The organism is Acidobacteriota bacterium (genome assembly GCA_019347945.1).
GTDB lineage: Bacteria > Acidobacteriota > Thermoanaerobaculia > Gp7-AA8 > JAHWKK01 > JAHWKK01.
In genome coordinates, this window is sequence record JAHWKK010000007.1 from 132,305 (window position 1) to 156,204 (window position 23,900).

The 23,900-nt window shown below is 63.0% G+C and carries 21 protein-coding genes and 1 tRNA gene; 10 read left to right on the top strand and 12 right to left on the bottom strand.

Going from position 1 to position 23,900, the window contains the following annotated elements; genetic code table 11:
- Positions 1 to 41: 41 nt before the first annotated feature.
- The 9 genes from KY459_06725 to KY459_06765 form a co-directional block, all read right to left on the bottom strand.
- Positions 42 to 575 carry a putative metal-dependent hydrolase gene (locus tag KY459_06725; GenBank protein MBW3564403.1) on the bottom strand — a complete coding sequence of 178 codons (534 nt, stop codon included), beginning with the start codon at positions 573 to 575 and terminating at the stop codon, positions 42 to 44.
- 33 nt (positions 576 to 608) lie between these two features.
- Entirely contained in the window at positions 609 to 1,913 is a 1,305-nt protein-coding gene (locus KY459_06730) for a PAS domain-containing protein (protein ID MBW3564404.1), read from the bottom strand.
- Positions 1,910 to 3,307 carry a sigma-54 dependent transcriptional regulator gene (locus tag KY459_06735; protein ID MBW3564405.1) on the bottom strand — a complete coding sequence of 466 codons (1,398 nt, stop codon included), beginning with the start codon at positions 3,305 to 3,307 and terminating at the stop codon, positions 1,910 to 1,912. The genes KY459_06730 and KY459_06735 overlap by 4 nt, the downstream gene beginning before the upstream one ends.
- A gap of 76 nt (positions 3,308 to 3,383) precedes the next feature.
- Positions 3,384 to 4,598 carry an ABC transporter permease gene (locus KY459_06740; protein ID MBW3564406.1) on the bottom strand — a complete coding sequence of 405 codons (1,215 nt, stop codon included), beginning with the start codon at positions 4,596 to 4,598 and terminating at the stop codon, positions 3,384 to 3,386.
- Positions 4,595 to 5,821 carry an ABC transporter permease gene (locus KY459_06745; GenBank protein ID MBW3564407.1) on the bottom strand — a complete coding sequence of 409 codons (1,227 nt, stop codon included), beginning with the start codon at positions 5,819 to 5,821 and terminating at the stop codon, positions 4,595 to 4,597. The genes KY459_06740 and KY459_06745 overlap by 4 nt, the downstream gene beginning before the upstream one ends.
- Before the next feature lie 3 nt (positions 5,822 to 5,824).
- Complete coding sequence (locus KY459_06750) at positions 5,825 to 6,487, bottom strand: ABC transporter ATP-binding protein (GenBank protein MBW3564408.1); 663 nt, start codon at positions 6,485 to 6,487, stop codon at positions 5,825 to 5,827.
- 34 nt (positions 6,488 to 6,521) lie between these two features.
- Positions 6,522 to 7,766 (bottom strand): HlyD family efflux transporter periplasmic adaptor subunit, encoded by a 1,245-nt coding sequence (locus KY459_06755; protein MBW3564409.1) that lies wholly within the window; start codon positions 7,764 to 7,766, stop codon positions 6,522 to 6,524.
- A 144-nt stretch (positions 7,767 to 7,910) separates the two neighbouring features.
- Positions 7,911 to 8,984 (bottom strand): 23S rRNA (adenine(2503)-C(2))-methyltransferase RlmN, encoded by a 1,074-nt coding sequence (rlmN, locus tag KY459_06760; GenBank protein ID MBW3564410.1) that lies wholly within the window; start codon positions 8,982 to 8,984, stop codon positions 7,911 to 7,913.
- A gap of 7 nt (positions 8,985 to 8,991) precedes the next feature.
- Positions 8,992 to 9,303, bottom strand: a complete 312-nt coding sequence (locus KY459_06765) for a hypothetical protein (GenBank protein ID MBW3564411.1) — start codon at positions 9,301 to 9,303, stop codon at positions 8,992 to 8,994.
- A gap of 269 nt (positions 9,304 to 9,572) precedes the next feature.
- On the opposite strand from KY459_06765, the gene KY459_06770 reads away from it, so the two are divergent.
- The 4 genes from KY459_06770 to KY459_06785 are packed head-to-tail and all read left to right on the top strand — an operon-like array spanning position 9,573 to position 12,901.
- Positions 9,573 to 10,907 (top strand): erythromycin esterase family protein, encoded by a 1,335-nt coding sequence (locus tag KY459_06770; GenBank protein MBW3564412.1) that lies wholly within the window; start codon positions 9,573 to 9,575, stop codon positions 10,905 to 10,907.
- 12 nt (positions 10,908 to 10,919) lie between these two features.
- Positions 10,920 to 11,285, top strand: a complete 366-nt coding sequence (locus tag KY459_06775; GenBank protein MBW3564413.1) for a DUF5335 domain-containing protein — start codon at positions 10,920 to 10,922, stop codon at positions 11,283 to 11,285.
- Positions 11,286 to 11,972, top strand: coding sequence for a protein-L-isoaspartate(D-aspartate) O-methyltransferase (locus KY459_06780; GenBank protein ID MBW3564414.1), 687 nt, complete (start codon positions 11,286 to 11,288; stop codon positions 11,970 to 11,972).
- Positions 11,973 to 12,001: 29 nt separating this feature from the next.
- A complete protein-coding gene (locus KY459_06785; protein MBW3564415.1) occupies positions 12,002 to 12,901 on the top strand; it encodes a hypothetical protein in 900 nt (299 codons plus the stop codon).
- 2 nt (positions 12,902 to 12,903) lie between these two features.
- On the opposite strand, the gene KY459_06790 is transcribed toward KY459_06785, so the two are convergent.
- The gene (locus KY459_06790; GenBank protein MBW3564416.1) at positions 12,904 to 14,055 is read right to left on the bottom strand and encodes a metallophosphoesterase; all 1,152 of its coding nucleotides are present in this window, start codon (positions 14,053 to 14,055) and stop codon (positions 12,904 to 12,906) included.
- A gap of 107 nt (positions 14,056 to 14,162) precedes the next feature.
- On the opposite strand from KY459_06790, the gene KY459_06795 reads away from it, so the two are divergent.
- On the top strand, positions 14,163 to 16,298 hold the full coding sequence (locus KY459_06795; protein ID MBW3564417.1) for a sulfatase-like hydrolase/transferase: 2,136 nt from the start codon (positions 14,163 to 14,165) through the stop codon (positions 16,296 to 16,298).
- Positions 16,299 to 16,414: 116 nt separating this feature from the next.
- On the opposite strand, the gene KY459_06800 is transcribed toward KY459_06795, so the two are convergent.
- Positions 16,415 to 18,703, bottom strand: coding sequence for a hypothetical protein (locus KY459_06800; GenBank protein ID MBW3564418.1), 2,289 nt, complete (start codon positions 18,701 to 18,703; stop codon positions 16,415 to 16,417).
- A gap of 763 nt (positions 18,704 to 19,466) precedes the next feature.
- On the opposite strand from KY459_06800, the gene KY459_06805 reads away from it, so the two are divergent.
- A tRNA-Cys gene (locus KY459_06805) sits at positions 19,467 to 19,541 on the top strand.
- 15 nt (positions 19,542 to 19,556) lie between these two features.
- Here the strand turns inward: KY459_06805 and KY459_06810 are convergent.
- Positions 19,557 to 20,255: an SDR family oxidoreductase gene (locus tag KY459_06810; protein MBW3564419.1), complete on the bottom strand. Its 699-nt coding sequence runs from the start codon at positions 20,253 to 20,255 to the stop codon at positions 19,557 to 19,559.
- 23 nt (positions 20,256 to 20,278) lie between these two features.
- On the opposite strand from KY459_06810, the gene KY459_06815 reads away from it, so the two are divergent.
- From KY459_06815 to KY459_06830, 4 genes are all read left to right on the top strand, one after another.
- Positions 20,279 to 21,016 (top strand): hypothetical protein, encoded by a 738-nt coding sequence (locus KY459_06815; GenBank protein ID MBW3564420.1) that lies wholly within the window; start codon positions 20,279 to 20,281, stop codon positions 21,014 to 21,016.
- Positions 21,017 to 21,112: 96 nt separating this feature from the next.
- Entirely contained in the window at positions 21,113 to 21,271 is a 159-nt protein-coding gene (locus KY459_06820; GenBank protein MBW3564421.1) for a hypothetical protein, read from the top strand.
- A 22-nt stretch (positions 21,272 to 21,293) separates the two neighbouring features.
- Positions 21,294 to 22,775 carry an urea amidolyase family protein gene (locus KY459_06825; GenBank protein MBW3564422.1) on the top strand — a complete coding sequence of 494 codons (1,482 nt, stop codon included), beginning with the start codon at positions 21,294 to 21,296 and terminating at the stop codon, positions 22,773 to 22,775.
- A 36-nt stretch (positions 22,776 to 22,811) separates the two neighbouring features.
- Complete coding sequence (locus tag KY459_06830) at positions 22,812 to 23,714, top strand: TIGR01777 family oxidoreductase (protein MBW3564423.1); 903 nt, start codon at positions 22,812 to 22,814, stop codon at positions 23,712 to 23,714.
- The last annotated feature ends 186 nt before the right edge of the window (positions 23,715 to 23,900 follow it).

The window sequence follows — 23,900 nt, forward strand, 5'->3', positions numbered from 1 at the left end:
TCTTCCGCCGCCTGCGCAGTCAAACTATCGCAACAGACCGATCACCAGCCTTCACGCTGGGCTGTGGTCGTGATGTGCGCGAGATGGTGCCGGCCGTGCCACGCGTAAATGCCGATCGTCCTGGCGAGATCGAGCATCCCCGCCTCGGGATGGATGTAGCGACAGGTGAGATCATCGGAGGAGAGCGCGCGGAGAAGAGCCACCAATTTCACGTGAAGACTCTCCAGAAAGGCGAGGCTGACTTCCACCGGCACGAGCCGGTAATCGGCCAGCTCGGCCCAGAGGCTCTCGTCATAGGGCTTGATCGTCGGTTCGTCCTCGGTGAGCGCCCACTTGAACCGGACGTAGGCATTGAGATGGCTGTCGGGAACATGGTGGGCGACCTGCCGGAGAGTCCATCCGCCGTCGCGGTATCGGACGTCGAGCTGGTTCTCGTCGAGTTGCTCGACCGCGGCGCGCATGCGCGAAGGGAGCTCTTCGATCTGATCGATCCACAGCGACGTCTGTTCGGTCGTGATGACGCCGTCGTGCTCGAATTGGCCGATCGGATAGCGGGGATCGGGAAGAGTGTTCATGGTTGCCGGACGTTTCAAGGGTCGCGCCGGCCCTCAGAAACGGATCGTGAACTCGGCTCCCGTTCCCTCGCGGTTTCGGAGGCTGAAGTCGAACCCGTGGCTCGAAAGGATCTCGCGGGCCAGAGTCAGCCCGAGCCCGCGCCCATCGCGTTTGGTGCTGCAGAAAGGACGGAAGAGATCCCCCTCGATCTCGTCGGAGATCCCCGGTCCACTGTCGAGGATTCGCAGCTCGGGCCCATGGGCGCCTCGATCGATCCGCATCCCGATCGATCCGTCCCGTCCGATCGATTCGGCGGCATTTCTCAGGACGTTCAGCAGCACCTGCTCGATCTGGTTCTTGTCCATGTCGATCGTGCCGGGATCCTCTGACACGTCGACCGTGATCCGGACGTTGCGCGCCTTGAGGTCGGGCCTCACCAGCACCGCCAGATCCTGCATCAGCTCGACGAGCGAAACCGGCCGGAGCTCGGGTGCGGGCAATCTGACGATGTCCGCGAACGCATTGACGAACCGGTTCAGATTCTCGAGCCTCGAGCGGGAAACCTCGATCGCGTTCTCGTAATCGGTCCGGTCTGCTGCCGAGATCTGCCGGCGATAGTGAAGCGACGATTCGAGCAGCGACCGAACCGCTCCCACCGAGTTGGCGACCTCGTGCGAGATCATCCTGATGAGCTTCTCGTATGCGGACTTTTCGGTCGTCCGAAGCTCTTCGGTCAGCTCGTCGACGACGAAAAAGGCTCTGGAAAAGCCCCGGTCCATGTACTCGGCACGGCGGCAGCGGAACCGCCTTCCGCTGTCGAGAGAAACAATCGTCGACTCATCGCGATCGAGCTTCGCGAGAATGCCGGCCAGTGGATGGCCAATCTCATCGAGCCGGCGGCCCGCGAGTGAAACACTGCGATCGTCGAAGATCGACTCTGCCGCGGGATTGATCCGGCGAATCCGATCGTCGAAATCGAGAATGATGATTCCGGAGGGTGATGCATCGATGATTCGACCGAGCAGGAGGTTGGTCTCTTCGACACGAAGCCGTTCCTCCCGCAGCGATTCAATCATGCGGTTGTAGACCGCGATCAGCGCATCCATCTCCGGCTGCCCGATATCTCGAAACTGGGATGCGAAATCCCCCTCCGCGAGGAGCTCTGCACCAGTCGAGATCAATTCGAGCGGTACGAAGAGGGAGCTGATCAACCGGTAGCCGAGAATGAGCGACAGCACGAAGACGATCTCGACGCCGATGAGAAGCAGGCGATTGTCGGCGAGGAGCAGAACCGCAACGAGGCCGAAGAAGAGGTGGATGAGGACCAGATAGAGGATGAACCTCCGGCGAAGGCTCATGGCTCCAGACCGTATTTCTCGAACCGGCGGTAGAGTGCGGCCCGGCTGAGTCCGAGAGCTTCGGCCACCTTCGTGACGTTCCCCTCGTAGTGTCGAAGGCAACGATCGATCATTTCCCGCTCGATCTCGTCGAGGGTCATCGATCCGGCCGCCGGCAACTGTCCGTCGGCTTCCCGAGGCTGATCGATCTCGATCGCCGAGACGAGCTCTGATTCGGTGAGGACGTCGGTCTCGTGCAGGAGAACCGCTCGCTCGATCACCTGCCGGAGCTGCCGGATGTTGCCGGGCCAGCTCTGCCGCTGGAGCCATCGGATCGCGCCGGGCGAGATGCTCAGCGAGCGACCGTACGATTGGCTGCAGACGGCCGCGAAGTGTCTCGAGAGGATCGGGATGTCCGATGGGCGATCGCGCAGGGGAGGAAGTCGAATCGTGATCAGATTGAGCCGGTAGAGCAAGTCCTCGCGGAACGAGCCTTCCGCCACCATCTCAGCAACCGGTCGATTGGTCGCCGAGATCACGCGGACGTCGACCGTTCGGCTCCGGCTCGAGCCGAGAACCTCGTACGTCCGGTCCTGGAGGACCCTCAGCAGCTTCACCTGGGAGTTGAGATCGATCTCTCCGATCTCGTCGAGAAAGATCGTGCCGCCGTCGGCAACTTCGAAACGACCTTTACGGGCGTCCTTCGCGTCGGTGAATGCGCCCTTGACGTGACCGAACATCTCGCTCTCGAAGAGGGTCGACGAGATCCCACCGAGATTGACCTTGACGAATGGACCTCTGCGACGGCGGCTGTTCAGATGAATCGCCTCGGCGACGAGCTCCTTGCCCGTACCGCTTTCTCCCGTGATCAGCACCGAGGCGTCGGTGGGAGCCACCCGTCCGATCATTGCGAGAATCCGGAGGAGCTCCGGGTCGCTGCCGACGATTCCGGAGAATTCATGGTCGCGGTCGAGAGCACCGCGATCGCGAATGCGTTCGGGCGGCCGATCCGGATCGTTGCTTGCTGCGAGCGACAGCGCCGTTTCGAGCGACGCGAGGAGTGCCGCGTTGGACCAGGGTTTCGGGATGAAGTCCGAAGCTCCCGCCTTCATACCTTCGACGGCGAGCCCGATCGATCCCCACGCCGTGATCAGAACGACCGGTACGACCGGATCGACTTCCCGGATTCTGCGGAGGAGACTCAATCCTTCTTCTCCCGTGGTGCTGCGTGAGAAATTCATGTCCTGAAGGACTAGATCGATCACGCCGGAGCGGATCTGCCTGATGGCGTCATCGGGATCCTCGGCCACGGTCGCGCCAAAACCCTGCTGGCGAAGCAGCAGAGAGAGCGAGGCCGTGATCGACGGATCGTCGTCGACGACCAGAATCGTGGTTTCTTCGCGAGACTTCGTCATCGGATCGACTCGATTATCCACCAGTCGATACTTCGCGGAAGCGTCGGAAGTTTCACTCGGGGCCGGCCTCTCGGTTCTACTCGTACTGCATTGCGGCGGCGGGTTGAATTCGCGAAGCCAGCCAGCTCGGATAGAGGCTGCAGACGATCGCGAGAATGTAGATTGTCGCGATCGATGCGGCCATGCCTATGGATCGGACTCCGCGGAACATCGCGACCAGCTCCGGGAGCGGGGAGTCAGACGGAGCGAGCGTGTCCGGCACCTGAACGATGATCAGGATGCCGGCCATCACCCCGAAGGTGGTGATGATCAGGGTCTCGAAGATGATCTGTCGGTAGATCCTTCCTGAGGTAGCGCCGACGGCTCGCCTCAGCCCGAGCTCGTCGGTGCGGCGGGTGATGTTCTGCCAGAGAACGCCGATCAGGCCGAGAGCGACCATCAGAATCATAAAGCCTGCGATGACCGCTCCGATCATGATCGGCGCGAGCGCAAGTCGGTATGAAGCGTCTCTCATCGCCGACAGCGGCCGGATCGTGAACGACCATTCCGGCGCGATGCTCTGAAGCCTGGTGATCAGCTCCTCTTCGAATGAGGCTTCCACGGGCGCATCGAATCGAACGGCGATGTTTCGAGGCGGGCGTGTGGCGGCGTCTCCGAGCCTGACCCGGCGGAAAAGAAAGTTTCCCGGCGAGGAGAGCTCGCCCCTGCTCCGGAAGTCCTCGACGACGCCGACGATGCGGACCTCCCGTCCCCCCCAGAACACGAAGGTCTTTCCGACGGGGGACGACTCGCCGAATGCGTCTCGTGCGAGATCTCCGTCGATGATTACCGGCTCGGTTTGGTGAGCATCATCCTCCGGGCCGAAGAAACGCCCCTCGAGCAGACGGAGCTTCATCACGGCCACGAAGTCGTCGGTGACTTCGTTGACCTCGATCTCGAAGCTGCGACCGTCGATCTCGATGCTTCCGGTGGTGCTACCGAAAGAGTAGGGCGGATGAAGAACCCCGGCTGCCATCGCGACCTCGGGAACCTGCTCGATTTCGTGGAGCAGGGTGGCGAATTTCGTGGAGGTGTCGGCGGACCAGTTGTCGTCGGATGTCTGTTTGACGTCGATCGCGACGTTCCAGACATTCCGCCATTCGAACCCGAGAGGCCGATGGTAATTCTGCAGAAGGTGAAAAGACATCGTGAGCACTGCGAAAAGCACGAGAAACGAGATGAAGATCTCGACCATGATCAGGGCATTGAGTTTCTTTCGTTTCCAGACGAGTTTGAGCATGTGACGGATCATCGGTCTGCTCCTCTCAGTGCGTCGACCGGATGCATTCGCGACATCCTCCAGGCCGGCCAGACTCCGGAAACGATGCCGAAGATCAGCGCCATGAGGAAACCGGCGAGAAAGATCCGGAAATTGAGCGATAGCTGGGCGTAGGGGATGATGCCGGAGCGGTTGAGGGCGGCGAGGACGATTCCGGAAATGCCGAAGCCGACGATGCCACCGAGGACCGTCAGCACCACATTTTCAACGATGAACTGGCCGACGAGGGCACGGGAACGGGCACCGAATGACTTTCTCACGCCGATCTCGGAGGCTCGTTCCATGATCCTGCTGAGATTCATATTGATCAGGTTGATTGCCGGAAGACCCATGAAGAGAAGCGCCATCACCACGAAGATCGTTTTCAGTATGTGGGGACTGAGGTCGAATTCACTGGCCACCGCATTGAAGAAGGTGTCGAGGTTCGCGGTGACGGTGGTGAAGTCCGAGCTTCGAGGTGGCGCCGCCGCGACGCGGGAGGCGAACTCCTCCTGCATGACCGGCAGACTTGCGCGGTCCTTCGCGAGCACCAGCGCCATCGAGTTTCCCGTAACCTCCTCCTCGCGGTAAGCGGCCGACTTGGCAGTCGTCGAAGGAACCCAGATGTCGGCGAAGGGAAGGAGTCGAATGAAGGGTACGTCGCGGACGACGCCGACGACGCGAAACCGCTGCTGATCGACTTCGATCGTCTCGCCGATCGCCGCCTCAGCGTTGCCGAAGAAGTTCGCGGCGGTGGACTCGTTCACGACGGCGACGTAGTTCGCGGTCGAGACGTCGAGCTCCCCGAACGGGTTGCCGGCGATGAACTCGAAATCGAGAACCTTCCAGAACTCCGCATCGGTCCGCTTGATCCAGAGCTCGTTTCTGCGACTCTCGTCGAACGAGAGGACCTTGGCCTGCATCTGAAAAATCGAGGTCGATTCGGCGCCTGGGAGGTCGCGCACATGGCGATCCAGAAATCGCCAGCCGGGATGCCCGCTGCGCGAGGACTCCGGGCCACGGGCCTCGAGGAAATAGACACCGAGCCGGCGGTCGAGATTGGTCTCGGGCGGATGCGCTGCAAAGACATGATCGATCATTGCGGTCGCGATCATGAGAACGGCCAGCGTGAAACTGATTCCGAAGATGCTGGCGAACGTGAAGAACTTCCGGCGTTGAAGGACTTTCCAGGAGAGCTGCAGGTAGTGTCTGAGCATCGGCTACTCCACCTGCCGTCCGTCGAACAGCCGGATCGTCCGCTCGGTCGATTTCGCGAGTCGCCCGTCGTGAGTGACCATGACGATCGTGGTCTTCTCGTTGTTCAGATCGCGGAGGATCTCCATGATCTCGTCGCCCATATGACTGTCGAGGTTTCCCGTCGGCTCGTCGGCGAGGAGAATCTTCGGTTTTCCGACGATCGCACGGGCGATTGCCACGCGTTGCTGCTGGCCGCCCGAGAGCTGCGAGGGATAGTGATTTACACGGGACGACAGCCCGACGCGGTCGAGCGCTTCGTTCGCCAGTTTTCTCCGCTCGGATCCCGACAGTTTCCGGTACAGCAGAGGGATCTCGACGTTGTCGATGACTTTCAAGTCGGGGACGAGATGGAAGCTCTGAAAGATGAAGCCGAGCTTCTCGTTGCGAAGCGGGGCGACGTTCCGGTCCCTGTACGATTCGATCGGTTCGCCATCGATTGCGATCGAGCCGTCGGTCGGCGCGTCGAGAAGACCAACGAGGTTGAGAAGCGTACTCTTGCCGCAACCCGAGGGGCCCATCACCGAAACGAACTGCCCCGTCGCGATGTCGAGATTGATGTTCTGCAGCGCGAGCGTCTCGACGCGCTCGGCCCGGTAAACCTTACGAACATTTCTTAGCTCGATCATTCTGGTTCCACCTTTCATTCGGTACTGTTCGTGGTCAGTCGATCCCGATGCGTTCGAGGCTCAGCCTGTCGCGCATGTCGCTGACGATCACTTCATCTCCTTCGTTCAGTCCATCGAGGACTTCGATCATTCGGGGAGAGACGAGGCCGAAGGTCACCTCGACTCGGACGGCGTGATCGCCACGCAGCACGAAAACCTGCTGCGACCTCGCATCGGAGAGATGAGGCCCGCGGTCGAGCGTCTTTACGTCACGCCTCTCTTCGGTGACCACCTGTACGTCGACTCTCAGCTTGTTCCTGAGCATCTCGTCGGAGGGTTCTTCGAGCGCTACGTGAAAGCGGATGATCCCGTTCTCGATGGTCGGATCGACTGTCGAAACGCGGCCGTCGAGCCAGCGGTCGCCGACGTGTACGAGCGCGGGGAGCCCCGGGCTCAGCCGCCCCGCATGAATGTCGGACACCGTCGCCTGCACGTGGAATGAGCTGAGATCCGCGAAGCGTGCGATGACTTCTCCCTCGCGGACGGTGATCCCTTCCTGCGGAGTGACCCAGGTCAGGACTCCGCGCTCGGGCGCACGAGTCATGGCGAGCTCGAGCTCGCGTGCGGCCTGCTCCCGCTCCAGGCCGAGCGCGACGATGGCGGAATCGATCGTTGCGAGCTCGCTGCGCCGATTGATCGCCGTGCTCGCAACGGAACGGTGGAGGTCCTCCAGCTCGATTCGACCCTTCTTCGCCTCGACTTCCGCCTGCCTGCGAGTCTCGAGCGAGACGAGTCCCTCTTCGTGGAGTTTTCGATTCTGATCCGCGCGCGACTCGAGGAGCTCGAGGTCGAGCTCCGTCCGTTCGATCCGGCTCCGCAGATCGGCCAGATCGCTTTCGGTTCGGACTGCCAGACGCTCACGCTCCTGTCGCTTCTGCTCGATCTGTTCGGTGATTCGCTCGAGACCGAGCCGCGACGCGGAGGTATCGAGCCTGAGAATCTCTTCTCCCGGCTCGAGAATGTCGCCGGGCTGGCGCAACACGTCGACCACACGCGCGTCGACCGGCGTCGAGATCGCTCGTTCGAAAGCGGGAGCGATCTCGCCGCTCGCCTCGAACCCCGCCCGGATCGTCCCTCGCTCCACGGTCGCCGTCCGGATCTCCGTCCGGTCGATTGACGGCTCGAGCCAGCTTCCGACCAGAAGGATGCCCGCTGCGAGGGCAGCCAGGAGGAGGAGCCACTTCACGACCCTGGCCGCAAGCTCCTTTCTCCTTGTTCCGGCGTCAATTTCCCGATCCATCACGCAGCAGGAGAGACCAAGGATCACGCCACAGCTAAACGGCTGAATAGTAAGACTTTGACTGGATTATAGATGTGCGGGAACGGACGGTTGGGGATCGAGCCGTCCGGAATCGCACAGCGATGGCACCGCCGCGTCCCGGTGTCAGATTCGAGCTGGTCGCTTTTCGCCGCGCCCTTTCCGTTCCGAGCGGCCGCGAAGCTGGCCGCACGCGGCGGCGATGTCGAGCCCCTTCGATCGCCGGACGGTCACACGAGTACCGGTCGCGGCAAGGGCGGCCGCGAAGCGGTCGATCGCGGCGTCGGATGGACGGGTCATCCAGTCGGGAAGCGTCGGATCGGGATTGAAGGGGATGGCGTTGACTTTGATGTCGATGCCGCGGAGAAGCTTCGCGAGCGCCTCGGCGTCGGCGGGCGAGTCGTTCCAACCCGCAAGGAGGACGTACTCGGCGGTGATCGTCCGGCCGTGCTCGAGAGGAAATGCGCGGAGTGCTTCGATGATCTCGGCAAGGGGGTAGCGTTTCGAGATCGGCATGATCTCTTCGCGACGCGCCTGGTCCGGAGCATTGATCGAAACGGCGAGGTTCGGCCGATCGGGACGTTCGGCGAGCCACCGGAGCCCCGGCGTGATTCCGGAAGTCGAAAGCGTCACGCGTCTGAGCGAGATCGAGAGAGCCAGGATGTCGAGGACGACGTCGAGCGATTCGGTGTTGAGCAGCGGCTCACCCATCCCCATGAAGACGACATTCAGCTGCTCGTCATCGACCGAATGGATCTCCTGAACGCTGTGGATCTGTTCGAGGATGACCGAGGGAGGGAGATTGACGCCGGGCCCGAAAAAGCCCGTCACGCAGAACGTGCATCCGACCGCGCATCCGGCCTGGGACGAGACGCAGATCGTCGTCCGGGCGCCCATCGGCATGTGGACGGTCTCGATCCGGTCCTCCGACGGAAGCGCGAAGAGGTATTTCCGGCTCCCGTCAGAGGCCTCGGGGGTCTGGTCGACGACCTGGAGTGACGAGAGAGAGAATTCGGCGGCGAGACGGTCCCGGGTCTCCTGCGGGAGGTTGGTCATCGCGTCGAACGCGTGGACGTGATGCTGGTAGAGCCAGTCGGCGATCTGAGCGATCCGGTAAGCGGGAGTGACGTGGCCGGCGAGAATGGCAGGAAGATCGGAGGGACGGACGTCGTAGAGGTTGCGCGAGCGTGGGGAAGACACGGGCTTTTCAGCCGTTCTTCGACGATTTGACTTTGCGCGTCGGATCGATCCCGACCGACTTGAGGAAATTGAGATCCTCGACGTCGATCCGGAACTGTGCCTCGCCCGCGGGAAGCGCGAGCCGCTGGGTCCGTTCCTCCTGCGCCGGTTCGTCGTCGTCGCTCCGGCTCAGGCCGATCGTGGCATCGAGGACGACGTAGAGATCGTAGCCCTCATCACGGATCTGCTGGATCATCCCGTTGACATTATTCGAGCCGGAGACCGATTCATTGATTGCGGTCCCGAGCTCCTTCAACAGTTCTTTGATCCGATCTTCCATCTTTCGATCTCGGAAACGGCCTGAGCGGATGGGTCCATTTCCGCAAACCGATTGTGCCATATTCCAGCGGATGTCAAAACTTGACAGACTCGAATCCATTGCCGCCGGTTCCACGAGCGCTCGAGAGCATCCGTTCGCGGAATGAAACTTGCGTGGTTTCATCCGAGCCGCCATCGTACGCGGCTCGCCAGCAGCGGGGCTACCTCCTGCCTCGACCGAAGCCGCCATGAGCGGTGCAGAGTCGCGTGACTGACGGTGGAAGGGAGGTTATGAAGGACGCAGCACTGATCGACCGCATCCGACGCTCCGCGAAGCGACTCGAAGGAGCTCGCACCGACTACGACGACCTCCTCGATCTCGTCGGGGACGCGAAGTTCGTACTTCTCGGAGAGGCTTCTCATGGAACTCACGAGTTCTACGATCAGCGCGCCGCGATCACGAAACGCCTCGTCAGGGAGAAGGACTTTCGAATCGTCGCGGTCGAGGCCGACTGGCCCGATGCCTATCGTGTGAACCGTCATGTGCGGGGGTTCGGCAAAGACGAGACGCCCCTTCAGGCCCTGGGCGACTTCCGCCGCTTCCCGACCTGGATGTGGCGGAACCGGGACGTGCTGGACTTCGTCGAGTGGCTTGCCGGCCACAACGCCGCCATCGATGAACAGGATCGACGCACGGGCTTCTACGGGATTGATCTCTACAGTCTTTTCGCGTCGATCGAGGCGGTGATCGGTTATCTCGAGAAAGTCGATCCCGAGGCCGCAAGGCGAGCGCGGGAACGCTACGGCTGCTTCGACCACTTCGGCGAGAACAGCCAGGCGTACGGCTACGCGAGCTCGCTCGGCATCAAACCGGACTGCGAAGACGAGGTCGTTGCTCAGCTCGTCGATCTGAGGAGCAGATTTGCCGACTATGCGTCGCGCAACGGCCAGATCCCGCCCGACGAGGCGTTCTACGCCGAGCAGAACGCCCGACTCGTCGCGAGCGCCGAAACGTACTACCGCTCGATGTTCGGCGGCCGCGTCTCGTCGTGGAACCTCCGCGATCGGCACATGGCGGATACGATCGACGCTCTTTCGAGCTATTACGAGCGGAAGAGCGGCAACGGAAAGGTCGCGGTCTGGGAGCACAACTCGCATCTCGGAGACGCGAGAGCAACCGAGATGGGCCGGCGAGGCGAGCTCAACGTCGGACAGTTGATGCGTGAACGGCACGGGGAAGAATGCCGGTCGATCGGATTCACGACCTTCACCGGTGAAGTCACCGCGGCTTCGGCGTGGGATGGTCCGGCCGAGCGAAAGAAGGTCCGGCCTGCTCTCGAGGGCAGCTATGAGGAGTTGTTCCACCGGACCGGAATCGGCGATTTCTGGCTGCCGCTCAGAGAGAATGACTCGCTGGCGGATCTCGAGGAGCCCCGTCTCGAGCGCGCGATCGGCGTCATCTACATGCCCGAGACCGAACGCCAGAGCCACTACTTTCACGCGTCGCTTCCTCACCAGTTCGATGGGGTCCTACATTTCGACACGACGAGTGCCGTCGAGGGGCTCCCGGCCGGGAAGCCCCTTCACCCCGAGGAGGCACCCGAAACCTACCCCTCGGGAATCTGAGGTGGACCCGCGATGAAGAAGACGATCCCCCGCTCCGACTGGAACCGATTTCTGAAGTCCTTCAGTCTGCAGCACGAAGGATGGCTCGTCGACGTCGAGTCAGTCTCGAAAGGGACGTCGCGATCGGAAGCGCGGAGCATTCCGCTCGAATCGGTGAGAGCTCGCGAGGATGGTTCGGCAGGCTCGATCGTCGTGACGGCCGGGGAATCGGACGACGAGCCGACGCGAATCGCAATCGATCACCCCGAATCTCTGCGGGTCGAACTGAACGACGGCATCGAGGCAGGACTCGAGATCGAAGCGGCGAGTGGCACGGTCACCAGAATCTGCTTCGTCTCTCCTGTCGCTCCCGAGTCGGTCGACGGTCTGGTGATCTGAATGGTGACGCATACGAAAAGCTCGGCCATGAAGGATACGGCGAAGCTTCGCGACTGGATGGTCGCGACCCAGATCCAGGCGCGAGGAATCGATGATCCTGCCGTTCTGTCGGCGATGCGGGCGGTGCCTCGGGAAGAATTCGTTCCGCGGGAGTTGCGGAGTCGCGCCTATGAAGACGGGCCGCTTCCGATCGGGGAGGGACAGACGATCTCGCAGCCATTCATTGTTGCGAGCATGGTCCAGTCCTTGAGGCTGCGGCCGGCGGATCGGGTTCTCGAGATCGGTGTCGGTTCCGGTTACGCCGCGGCGGTAATCGCGGAAATCGTCGAGGAAGTTTTTGCGATCGAGCGACACGAAGAGCTCGTCCTGACGGCGCGCGAAAGACTCGAAAGGCTCGGCTACGACAACGTCGAGATCCGGCACGGCGACGGGACCGTGGGATGGGAGGAGCACGCCCCGTTCAACGCGATCGTCGTTGCGGCGGCCGGACCAAGGATCCCGGAAAGTCTGAAGGCGCAGCTCGCGGAGGGAGGGCGGCTGGTCATTCCCGTCGAGGTGAGCGTGCACGACCAGAGGTTGATTCGTCTCACCCGAACGGAATCGGGATTCCGCGAGGAATGGCTCGAGCCGGTCCGATTCGTTCCGCTGGTCGGACACGAAGGGTGGCCCGAGGGTTCGGAAAGGTGAGCCCGGTCGGCGTGGCGTCGGCCGGAGGGATCGTCCGGAACGATCTCGACTGGGTTCTCGCGCGGCTCGACTGGCTGAAAAACGAGCGCATCTGGCCCAATGGCAAGCGCTATCTCTGGACGGATGCGTTCGGACTCACGCTGCTGCTTTCGCTTCATCGCGAGACCGGTGATCCGGAATACCTCGATGCGGCGCGCAAGCTCGTGAACGACGTGCAGCGCGTGCTCGGACGAGAGAGAGGCATCCGGATCGGCGAGGACCCCGACCGCGACGGCCAGTACTTCCACTACCTCGCGATGTGGATCCATGCTCTGACGCGCTTCGGCGCAATCGAGCCGGGGTACCGCGACGACGCCCTGCGGCTCGTGCGCGAAATCCACGAGCCATTCCTCGTCCCGAGCCGCGGGGTCATCTGGAAGATGGCGGAGGATCTGAGTGGGCCGTATCCCGGATACGGATTCGGCGCTCTCGATCCTTTCCACGGGATGGTCGTCTATCGACTTCTCGATCCCGACGCCCTCTCGTCCGAGATTCGTGAGCTGGAGGAGATCGTGGAAAAGAGTTACCGCGATCTGCGGATCGACCAGGATCTGGGTCTGGGCATGATGCTCTGGATGACGCATTTCTTTCCTGAAGAAGAGTGGGCGCGCGCTCAAAGGGAGGCGTCGCTCGCAATGCTCGAACAACTCTGGATCGAGAGAGAGGGCTATTTCTGCCGCTCAAGAGGTTTGCCGTCGATGAAATTCGCGTTCACGAATGCGGGAGTCGCGATCGGGCTCCAGAGCGTCGGGGCGATGGCGGCGCGCGTCGAGCGATCTCTCCGATACTTCGATTCGTATCGTTCGGGTGACGAGTACGACCGTGATGCGATCACGCACGTGATGTTGTGCTGCGCGCACATGCCGGGACAGCTCATCGCGGAACGCTGAGCTCAGCGACCGGCCTGGAGGGTGATCAGCACGATCTCAGGCGGGACGCCGAACCGTGACGGAACTACCCAGTAACCAGCGCCGGTGGTGACGTAGAGCCTGCGGCCTTCGGAATCGGTGCAGATTCCGGTATCGCAGGGGAGGAAAGCTCCTGCGAGCGTGATGTCGGTGCCCGGAACCGCGAGTTGACCGCCGTGAGTGTGACCCGCGAGCGTGAGCTCCGCACCGGCTTCCGCTGCGACGCGGAACGCTCGGGGCTGGTGGGCGAAGAGGATTGTCGTCGTCCCGGCCGGGCGGCCTGCCACGGCCGCAGCGATATTCGGCGCGAGGTCTCCGTCGCGATCGGCTGCGAAGTCGGAGAGCCCGGCAATCCAGAGTGTTGCTCCATCGCGCTCGAACGGAAACCCCTCGTTTACGAGCAGCCGCACGCGCGAGCTGGACATCCGCCTGATGAACTCGTGAGGATCACCATACATCTCGTGGTTTCCGAGGACGGCCAGGACCGGGATGGACGCAGGTACGGGCTCGAAGGTCGAGAGGAGCTTTTCGGTGAATCGGGGCTCGTCGTCGATCAGATCTCCGGCTGCGAGCACGAGGTGCGGCTCGAGTGCTGCCAGCTCGCTGCCGATCCGATGCAGCCTCGAGCGTCGGGTGAAGAGTCCCGCGTGGATGTCGGAGAGAAGGGCGATCTTCGTTCCCCCCAAACGAGGATCGAGCGACTCGATCTCGATCTCGACGCGCTCGATCTCCAGCGGGATGAGCGCCTGGAACGCGCCGATCGTGAAGACGAGGGCGCCGGCGGTCCAGAACAGCAGCGACGGGATGCCTACGAGCTCGAAAAAGGAATGCCTCCGGAAGAAGACCAGTTTGATCGCCAGCAACAAGAGGAGGAACGCCGTAAAGAGGATCGACGCCGAGTACCATGTGAAAAACGGGGGAGCGGTCACCGATCTGAGAACGGATGCGAACGTCGTCGTGCGATCGGCGATGATCAGCGGAACCGCGAGCCAGAAGAGGTTTCCGGCGATGGTCGCGGTGGCGACCGTGACCCGGCCGGCCTTCGACCGATGAGTTTTCCACAGCACGACCGACGTCGTCACCGCACAACCGACGAGGACGGCGACGACCAGGATGAAGATAATCGTTCCCGACACCGCGCGGATCATACGGGAAGCCGAGGATGATCCGCTCCGGGACCGGCGGAAAGATGACACGAGGCACTGAAAGGCAATGTGCAGCGTCAATCCTTGCGATTGCAGGAGTGGCGCTGTCTCTCATCGCCGGCTGCAGGGATGAGGCTCCGACGGCGGAAGGCACGTCGCGGCCGAACGTGATTTTCATCTCAATCGACACGCTGCGGAGCGACCGGCTGCCGGCGTACGGGTACGAAATCGGAGAGACTCCCGTGCTCGATGCATTCAGCCGCGACGCGGTCCTCTACGAGAGCGCGTGGTCGCACTGCCCGCTGACGCTTCCTTCGCACGCGACGATGTTCACCGGACTGCTCCCGTCGGAAAACGGTGTGCGGGACAACACCGGTTACAGGATCCGTCCGGACGACGTCCTGTTGGCGGAAGTGCTCGCCGATGAAGGCTACGCGACCGGCGCGGCCGTCTCGGCCTTCGTTCTTCGACGGGAGACCGGAATCGATCGCGGGTTCGAGTTCTACGACGACGGCGTCGAAGGAGTCGGACAGAGCGGGTCGATCGGAATGATCCAGCGTAGCGGAACGCATACTGCTTCCGTGGCCAGAGCGTGGCTGGCAGGGCAGTCTCAGGAAGCACCTCTCTTTTTTTTCCTCCATCTCTACGATCCGCACACTCCCTACGATCCCCCCGCTCCGTTCGATGAGAGATTCGACGATCCGTACGATGGCGAGATCGCCTACACTGATACGGTTCTCGGCGAGTTTTTCGACTTTCTGCGGGAGCGCGGCCTCTATGAATCCTCGCTGATCATCGTCGCCTCCGATCACGGGGAAGGCCTCGGTGACCACGGGGAAGAGGAACACGGGATCTTTCTCTATCGCGAGTCGATCCAGGTTCCTCTGATGATCCGGTATCCCGGGGGCCGCGGCGCCGGAACGCGTGTCGAGACTCCCGTCATGCTCTCGGATCTCTTTCCGACCGTCCTCGACTCGGTCGGTCTCGGTCACCGGATCGGCGAGGTGACGGGAGAGTCGATCGAAGCCGTCACGGGGAAGCCGCCGCGGAAAATCTACAGCGAGAGTTTCTATCCGCGGCTCCACTATGGATGGAGCGATCTCCATTCGCTGACCGATGGCACGACTCACTTCATCGAAGCGCCGCGACCCGAGCTGTACGATCTCGCTTCCGATCCTGGTGAAACGGAGAACGTGCTCGAAGAGCGGCGGCGCACCTTCTTCGAGTTTCGCGACGCGATCGCTCCGTTCATTCGCGAGGCCGAGGCCCCGGAGGAGGTGGATCCCGAGACGGCGGCGCAGCTTGCGGCGCTCGGCTACCTCGCCGGAGGTTCTGCGGCTTCGGGCGATGAAGACCTTCCCGATCCGAAGGATGGGATCGGCACTCTGGCGCGGGTGACCCGGGCGTTCCAGACCTTCCGGAACGGGGACCTCACCCTGGCCTTGTCCCAGGTCGAGGAAGAGCTCGCGGAGAACCGGCGCGTTCTCGATTTGTGGGATCTGCGGATGAGAATTCTCGCGCGGCTCGGGCGGCTGGATGAAGCGATCGAAGCAGGAAGGGAAGCGTTGAGACTCTCCCCGACCTCGACGCATCGGGCGATCGCGGTTGCCGCCATCGCACTTCGGGCCAACCGCCTCGACGACGCCGTCAGCCATGCGAAGCTTGCCGCAAATGCGGAGCCGGCGCCTGCCAATGATATTTTTGCGCGGGTGGCGCTGGCGCGGGGCGAGCTCGATGAGGCGGAAGCGTTTGCGCGGAAGTCGATCGCTGCCGCTCCGGACAACATCGACCCGCACATGACGATGGCGCGGGTCGAAAAGGAACGGGGCAATCTCGAAGCCGCCTGGGCCTCACTCGAAGAAGCTTCGAAGCTGGCGAGACGAAAACAGCTCACCAGGGTCGAGGGACTGCATTTCCTGCGCGGTGATGTTCTCGCCCGGATGCGACGGCCGCAGGAAGCCGAGCGGGAGTTCCGGCAGGAGATCGCTCTCTTCCCTGAAGAGCCGCAGGCCTACAAGAATCTGCTGCTGCTCCTCGTCTCGGAGAAGAAGCTTCGCGAAGCCGAAAGGTTGATCGCCGATCTCATTGAGGCGAGTCCGACGCCGCCTTCGTATATCGCGATCAGCGAAACCCTCAACGTGATCGGCGATCCGCGGGCCGCGAGGTTCTGGGCACGGCAGGGTCTCGAAGAGTTCCCGAACGACCCGAGGCTCCGCGAGCTGGCACGAAGCTGAAGTCGCGGGAGTGAGCGCTGGTGATCCCATGGGCGGTCGCGGCTTCTCTCGAGGTCATGTGGCGACGCTGCCCTGAGGCGCGATTCTCGTTCAGAAGAGGCGCTAAGCGATCCGGGCTAGGGTCCCGGCTCGCGGATTGTGACGGCGCCGGTGGATGGGTCAGTCTCCAGGACGAACGCCCAAAGCTTCATTTCTGCTTGAGGCGTTACTGTGATGCGGACGTACTCTGCTGTCCGGATTCCCGCGGTTTGGAGGTCGAGGTCGGCGAAGTGTGGGCCTGCAGGGTCGACCTGGCTGAGGGGAAGTTGGTCCTCGAACAATACCTGCTCGCCTTCCGTGATCCTCACGGTTGCTGTGCCGCCGGGGTGGCGGGCGAGGTCGTAAATGCGCAAGGTTCGGTCGCGTGGTTCGGGTGTGAGGCCGGTGATCTCGAACGACCCTGTCGCGGCGTCCTCACCGCGGATGACCGGCAGCCGGATCATCTCCCCGGTATTCTCGTCCCGCACGAACAGGTCGAAGGAGAGCTCGGGGGCGTCGGGTTCTGGCATGACGATGAGGAGGCCCGTCAGCGCGTTGCGCGCGAGCTCTTCGGGCCTGGTGACGCCCGGGGAGATCGCGACGGGGTTGCCGCCGATCTCGATCCGCAATACGTCATCGCCGCGCCATGAGGCGACTGCGACGGTCCTCCATGCGCGGTTTTCCGTCCGGAGTGGTTCGGGCCCAATGAGGACGGGTAAGAGGATCGTCGCTGCCTCGGGTGCTGGTGGTGGTTCGGGTACGTGGTAGAGGAGGATGCTCTTGCCGATGCGTTCTGGTTCGTACGCGTCAAGCCACTCGAAGGCGGGCTCCCCCCGGCCAAAGCCGGGACCGAGTCGGTTCATGATGCTCACCGCGACCCATCCCGTCGTGGGATGGTCGTGCAGGGTCGTCAGTGATGGCAGGTCGTGCCAGGGGAGCACGGCACTCCCGAAGTACGAAAGGCTGAGGGTTTCCATGCCCCGCTCGTTGGCGACCTGCTCGAGCCGGAAGAGGTCCTGCCCCCAGTCGAGATTGCTGTCAAGCAGCCAGCGCTCGGGGTGGTCATTGGCGATCTCGTTGAACCAAGCGAGGTGATCAGGATGCGCACGCGCGACGTTCCACGTCTGCCAACCCAGGAGGAGCGCGATCAGCGCGCTTGCGACCGCGCCCCACGAGCGTCTCGTTGCGCCGCAGTACTCTTTGAGCTGTGCGACTGGGAGGACTGCGGTGATGGCCAGGAGTGGGTAGATGGGCAAGACGTGGCGAACGCCGATATTGATTCCCGAGGTCATCGCGACACCGAGGATGGCGATCGCGGCCGCGGCTGGTGCAAGGCGCTCCCACCGACCACGCCGCGCCTCAATGGTGAGAAGTAGTAGTCCGGCCAGGCTGAGGAGGAGAAAGGGGATGGGCGTCTTGACGCCGATGGCCACGGGGAAGTAGTACCACCACCCCTGCCAGGAGGTCTCCCCGAGCAGGTACGCGAAGTGCCCGGTTCGGTTGTGCACGAGAATCTCCAGCACCCCCCGGAAAAGCTCTGGTGCTGGAACTGGAATGTTCTCACCGACTGCGTGGACCGTGGTCCTGATCGGCCCTTCGGGGAGTGCAGAGTCGTACGTTTGGTGCTTGTCCGCCGGCAAGATGACTCCGAAGGAGAACCCGAACACGGCCCACACCAGAAGCACGCCAGCGACGAGGCCGGCGAGGATCCTGATTGTCCATTGCGGCGCGCGGGCGGTGCCATGACGGCTCAGGCGCCGGAGAATGAAGACGAACAGGAGCGCGCCGGGTAGGAACGCGACCGCGGAGAGCTTCGCCAGCACCGCACCAGCCAAAGCCACGCCGAGCGCAATACTGCGTCCAAGACTTGGGTGCTCGAGCCACCAGTCAAACGTGAGAAGGCCTGCGGCCAGCATGGCCGCCGCCGCCGTATCGGTCGTCGCCACTCCCGCATGACCGAGCACCGGCGGGAGGGAGACGAACAGGAAGGTCCCAAGAGGCGCCGCCCACCACCCGTAAAGGCGCCATGACCAGAGCGCGACGACGATCGCGCCCAGCAGGAAGAACGGGAGGTTCCCAGCACGAGCCATGACCAGGTGCCGCCGGTACATGTCCTCGTGATACAGGATGAGGTTCCCCTGTTCGACCAACCATCCCTGCTCGACATACGGCACGCCCTCAAGCCACGGCCCCAGCGCGAAAAGGACCCGTGCAAGCGGGGGGTGCTGCAGGTCGTACGTGTACTTTCCGGCAGCAAGCAGCTCCATGCCCGCAGCGATGTGCGCGGGCTCGTCCACGATTTGGCTGAACACGTGCCATTCCGTGACGAGGACCGCGCAGCCGGCGAGCAGGAGGACCGCTGTTAGGATGATTGCCGCTAGTCGCATGGCTTGAGTCGTTCCGGGGAGCCGGGATTCTACCAGCAAACAACTCAGGCCCGAGCGAGAGGCGGAGAGTGCCGCCGGGACCGACCGGTCCCAGCGGCCAAGTAGTTGCTCGATCGCGTACTACGACTGTGGCGAATGCTCGTGGCATTGATACGCGGCGCAGATCTCCCCTCAGCTCTGCGATCTCGGTCGTGAGCTGCTCGAGCGTCGCATCGTCGATGTGACCGTGCCGGAACCGACGGGCGATCATCGCGCATCTGGCCAGGATCGAGTCGCTCGTTGCGACCGATACGTGCAAGGTCACGGCATGCCCAATCTCATCAAAATGCTCGCCCTCAACTGAGTAGATCGTGACGGTCCGCAGAGCACGCTCTTCGGAAGAGTCGAGACGCTTGGCTCAGCGGGTTATGCACGGGGGCTCAAGCATTTCGTGGAAATCTTGAGCTCGAGAACAGTCCGGAATCAGTCAAGGGGACGACCTAAAAGAATCCAACAACCGCTTCGCCACCCCTTCCTCTTCATGGCCTCGCACTCGTTTCGAGTCGGGGCCTAAGGCGATCTGACGAAGAAAGATCTTTGCCTGGCGATGCTTTTTCTTTGGCACACGGATTCGGCTGGTAGATCGTTGTTTGGCCGTCGGCAGCTGGATCTCCCTCCTGACTCTCTGTACCATCCTCGCGATCGGCGCCGCGAGGGCGCGCCACCGAAGGAATCATTGAGGTTCGACCCCGCGTTCGGAGCATCTGCCAACCGGATTTCATGGGGCGACGTAGCCAAGTGGTAAGGCAGAGGTCTGCAAAACCTTTATTCGCGGGTTCGAATCCCGCCGTCGCCTCCACCTTTCCCTCCTGTTTCAGCTCCAGGCGAGAATGTTTTTCCCGTTCATCGGCCTCGAGGCCCCCGACGCCAGAAATGCGATCATCTCCGCGATCTCTTCGGGCATCATCTCGGCCTCGGCGCCCGGTGCGGCCTTCTCCAGCATTTCCGTGCGTACCGATCCCGGGCTGATGCAGTTCACGCGGATGCCGGTTTCCTTCAACTCGCCGGCGAGCGCCTCGGTGAACATGATCAGAGCCGCCTTCGACGACGCATAGGAGACGAAACCGGGAAACTTGTCGGGACCACTGACGCCGCTGATCGAACCGACGTTCACGATCGCGCCGCGCCCTGTGTGCTTCATGATCGGAATCGCGTGCCGGCACGTGAGAAACGCCGACCGGATGTTTGCCGCGAATGTCGCGTCCCACGACGCGGGCGACGTCTCCGTCAGGCGTGCGGGATCGACATGGCCGGCATTGTTCACCAGAATCGACACTCTTCCGAAGGACTCGTTGCACTCTCTGAAGAGTCGTGCGATGTCGTCTTCGACCGTGACGTCACCCCTGACGACGAGCATCCGCTCGGGGAACTCGGACGCGACCTCCCGGAGCTCTTTTTCGCGGCGGGCAAAAATTGCGACGCGGGCTCCTTCACGGGCGAAGAGGCGCGCCGTCGCGGCCCCGATCCCGCTCGAGGCTCCCGTGACGATCGCGATCTCATCCTGGAATCTCATCGCCTGATCCTATACGACCACTCATGATCCGGAAGCGCGAACGGGGCGGCAAACCCTTCGTGAACACCACGGCGGAATGGGCGCATCATCGCTATGATCGTCTGATGCGAGCTCTCATGGTGACAGCGGTCCTCGTCCTCTCCTGTGTCCGAGGGGATGCCCTTGGAGAGAGTGAAGAGCTGGTGGTCGTCGGGGGACCTTGTGAAGGGTGCGAGACGGTAGCCGAAGGGATGCCGCAGGAGCTTTCTTCGGTGGGGACGATTGCCCCGAGCTCCGAACCGGGAGTGAGGATGACGATCCGCGGTCGTGTGCTCGATGCCAGCGGGGAGGCGGTCCAGGGAGTCATCGTCTACGCGTACCACACCGACGACGGGGGTATTTATCCGCGCAACGGTTCCGGCGGCCATCGCCACGGAGGCCTTCGGGGATGGGCGCGTTCGGATGAAGAGGGGCGCTACGCCTTCGAGACGATCCGGCCGGGCGGATATCCCGGTTCGACCAGTCCCGCCCATGTGCACATGCACGTGATCGAGGAGTCGGGCTGCAGCTACTACATCGACGACATACTCTTCACCGACGATCCACGACTCGATGCGGCCGCCCGGAGGCAGATGGCTCGCGGGCGAGGCGGCAACGGGATCGTCACCCCCGCCTCCGAACCGGACGGGTCGATCACCGTAGTTCGCGACATCGTCCTCGGAGCGGGCATTCGCGATTACGACCGCTGCCGCGAGCTGGCTGCGGCCCGCCCCAGATCCTGACGGGGGACCTAACGAAGAAACAAAGGGCGAGTGGCCCTCGGAGTTATCAATATGATATCATTGTGATAACGGGCAGTGGTGCTCGCTCTGTAACTGATGGCTGAACGGAAAGCGTACCTTCTGCGAATGGATCCGCGGATTCTCGAGGCTCTGCAGCGCTGGTCGGATGACGAGCTGCGGAGCCTCAACGCGCAGATCGACTTTCTTCTCCGGAAAGCACTTCGCGACGCCGGCAGGCTTCCGAAAAAGAAATGAAACTCGAACGAGGGCTTCGCCCGTGAAAGATTTCTTCGAGCTTCGAAGCGCCGGTCCCGGGACGGTGCTGGTGCAGCTGGACGACGATCCGGCGATGGTCGAAGCCGTCCAGACGACGCTCTCTCAGATGGACGCGGTGGAATCTGCGACCCCAGGCTTCGATTCGGTTTTCGTCAGCTTCGATCCGCGCACGCTCTCGCTGGAAGAGATCACAACGGCGCTCGAGGCGATCCCACCCCCGGATCGGTCACGGCTCGCCTCGGGGAGTGAGATCGAGATACCGGTCTCGATTGCCGCCGCCGATGCACCCGACCTCGATTTCATCGTCGAAGCCTGCGGAGTCGGCCGGGAGGAGCTCATCGAGATTCTCCGCTCGGTCGTTCTGCGCGGACGATTCGAGGGCTTTCTTCCCGGGTTCGTCTATCTGGACGGCCTCCCGCCCCGGCTCGTGATCGAGCGCCGTACGGTCCCGCGCACGAAGGTCCCCGCGGGGAGTTTTGCGATCGCGGCCGGAATGGCCGGCTTCTATCCGCTCGCCTCGCCGGCTGGCTGGCACATCCTCGGCCGGACGCCCGCGGCCCTCGTCGATCCTGAGCGGAGACCGGCGAAGCTGCTGCGGCCTGGCGATCGGATATCGCTCCGGCTTTGCGAGTCGATGGAGGAGGCTCGATCGGTCTGGAGCGATCCGCGGCCTGTCGATCGAGGACTTGCCTCTGCCGGTCGCGGTCGTCCGTTGCTGCGCGTCGAGCGCCCGGGACAGATGGCGCTCATCGTCGACGGCTCGACCGGTCGGAGGCCGTTCGATGCCGGCGCCGCCCGTGCCGCAAACCTTGCCGTGGGGAATCCGGAAGGTGCCCCGGTGATGGAGATTGCCGCAGTCGGTCCGGTACTCCGCTTCGATGACGAGGCGATGTTGTCGTGGCAGGGAGCAGACCCCGACATTTCAGTCGACGACTCGAGCGTCGGGGTGAAAGCGCAGTTCCCGGTCGTGGCGGGGTCGATGGTCGCCATCGGTCCGCTGCGCGAAGGCTTGCGCGGATGGCTCGCGGTTTCAGGGGGCTACTCCCACTTCGGGTCCGGGGTGCTCCGGGAAGGCGATCAGCTGGGGAGCGAGGGCTTGCCGGCCCGTACCCCGAGAATCGTGCCGGTCGAACGCACCGGGCGAACGACGATCGGTGTCTGGCCGGGACCGCACCCCATCGACCCGGACGAGCTGCAGCTGCTCACATCGATCGTCTGGACCGTCACGGCCGAGATCGATCGGACCGGCGTTCGCCTCGAGTCCCCGGAAATCTCCACGGGACCTCGCGGCGTCGCGAGCTGCGGAATGCGAGCCGGGTCGGTCCAGTGGCATCCTGGCGGCCAGCTCGTGGCGATGGGGCCCGATCATCCCGTGACCGGGGGATATCTGCAGCCCTTCTCGATCGACCGCGAGGAGATCTGGAAGCTGGCTGCGCTTCGTCCGGGCGAGAGCGTCTGGTTCATTCTCCTGAACCGGAAATGATGACCGCGCACGTGCTTTGCTCCGGGAAGTCCCGGAATGAAGATCATGATCTCGGGAGGTACCGGCTTCGTCGGACAGGGGCTGATCCCGAAACTCCTTTCGGGAGGGCACGAGGTCGTGGTCCTTTCCCGATCGAACAGCAGCGAATCGGGGCGTGTCCGCATCGTTCAATGGGAGATGCGAAGCGATGGCGACTGGACGTCCGAGCTCGCCGACACCGAGGCCATCGTCAACCTCGCTGGTGAGAACATCGCATCGGGTCGCTGGACCGAAAAGAAGAAGAGGAAACTTCTCAACAGCCGGACCAACACCACGCGTGCTCTGGTGGAAGCACTCCGGAAATCGCAGCGCAGGAATGTCCATTTCGTCAGCGCCTCCGCGGTCGGATACTACGGTTCGCGGGGAGATGAAGTCCTCGATGAGGAGTCGGGTCCCGGGGAGGGCTTTCTCGCAGAGATGGCGGTTCAGTGGGAAGGTGCTGCGATGGCCGCTTCCGACTTCGCGACCGTCACCATCTGCAGGTTGGGAGTCGTTCTCGGAGATGGTGGGATGCTCGGGCGGATCGAAAAGATATTTCGTCTATATCTCGGCGGCAGACTCGGAAACGGACGGCAATGGATGTCGTGGATCGATCGGAACGATCTGGCCGATCTTTTCGTCTGGCTGCTCGAGCGGAAAGAAGGGACGGCGGGGATCTACAACCTGGTCTCGCCCAATCCGGTGACCAACAGACGATTCACGGATCTGTTCGCCCGAGCGGTCGGTCGCCCGGCGCCTTTCGTCGTTCCGCGGTTTGCGCTCGAGCTGGCTCTGGGTGAGATGGCGCGTGAGCTGTTGCTGGTAAGCCAGCGGGTTCATCCATCCCGGGTTTCCTCGGAAGGGTTCCAGTTTCTGCATCCGACGCTGGAGTCCTCACTCGGGCGGATCTACGGAGCGTAGACGGGGTCGGGGGGGGGGGTGGGGGGGGGGGGGGGGGGGCGGGGGGGGGGGGGGGGGGGGGGGGGGGGGGGGGGGGGGGGGGGGGGCCGGGGGGGGGGGGGGGGGGGGGGGGTGGGGGCGGGGGGGGGGGGGGGGGCGGGGGGGGGGGGGGGGGGGGGGGGGGGGGGGGGGGGGGGGGGGGGGGGG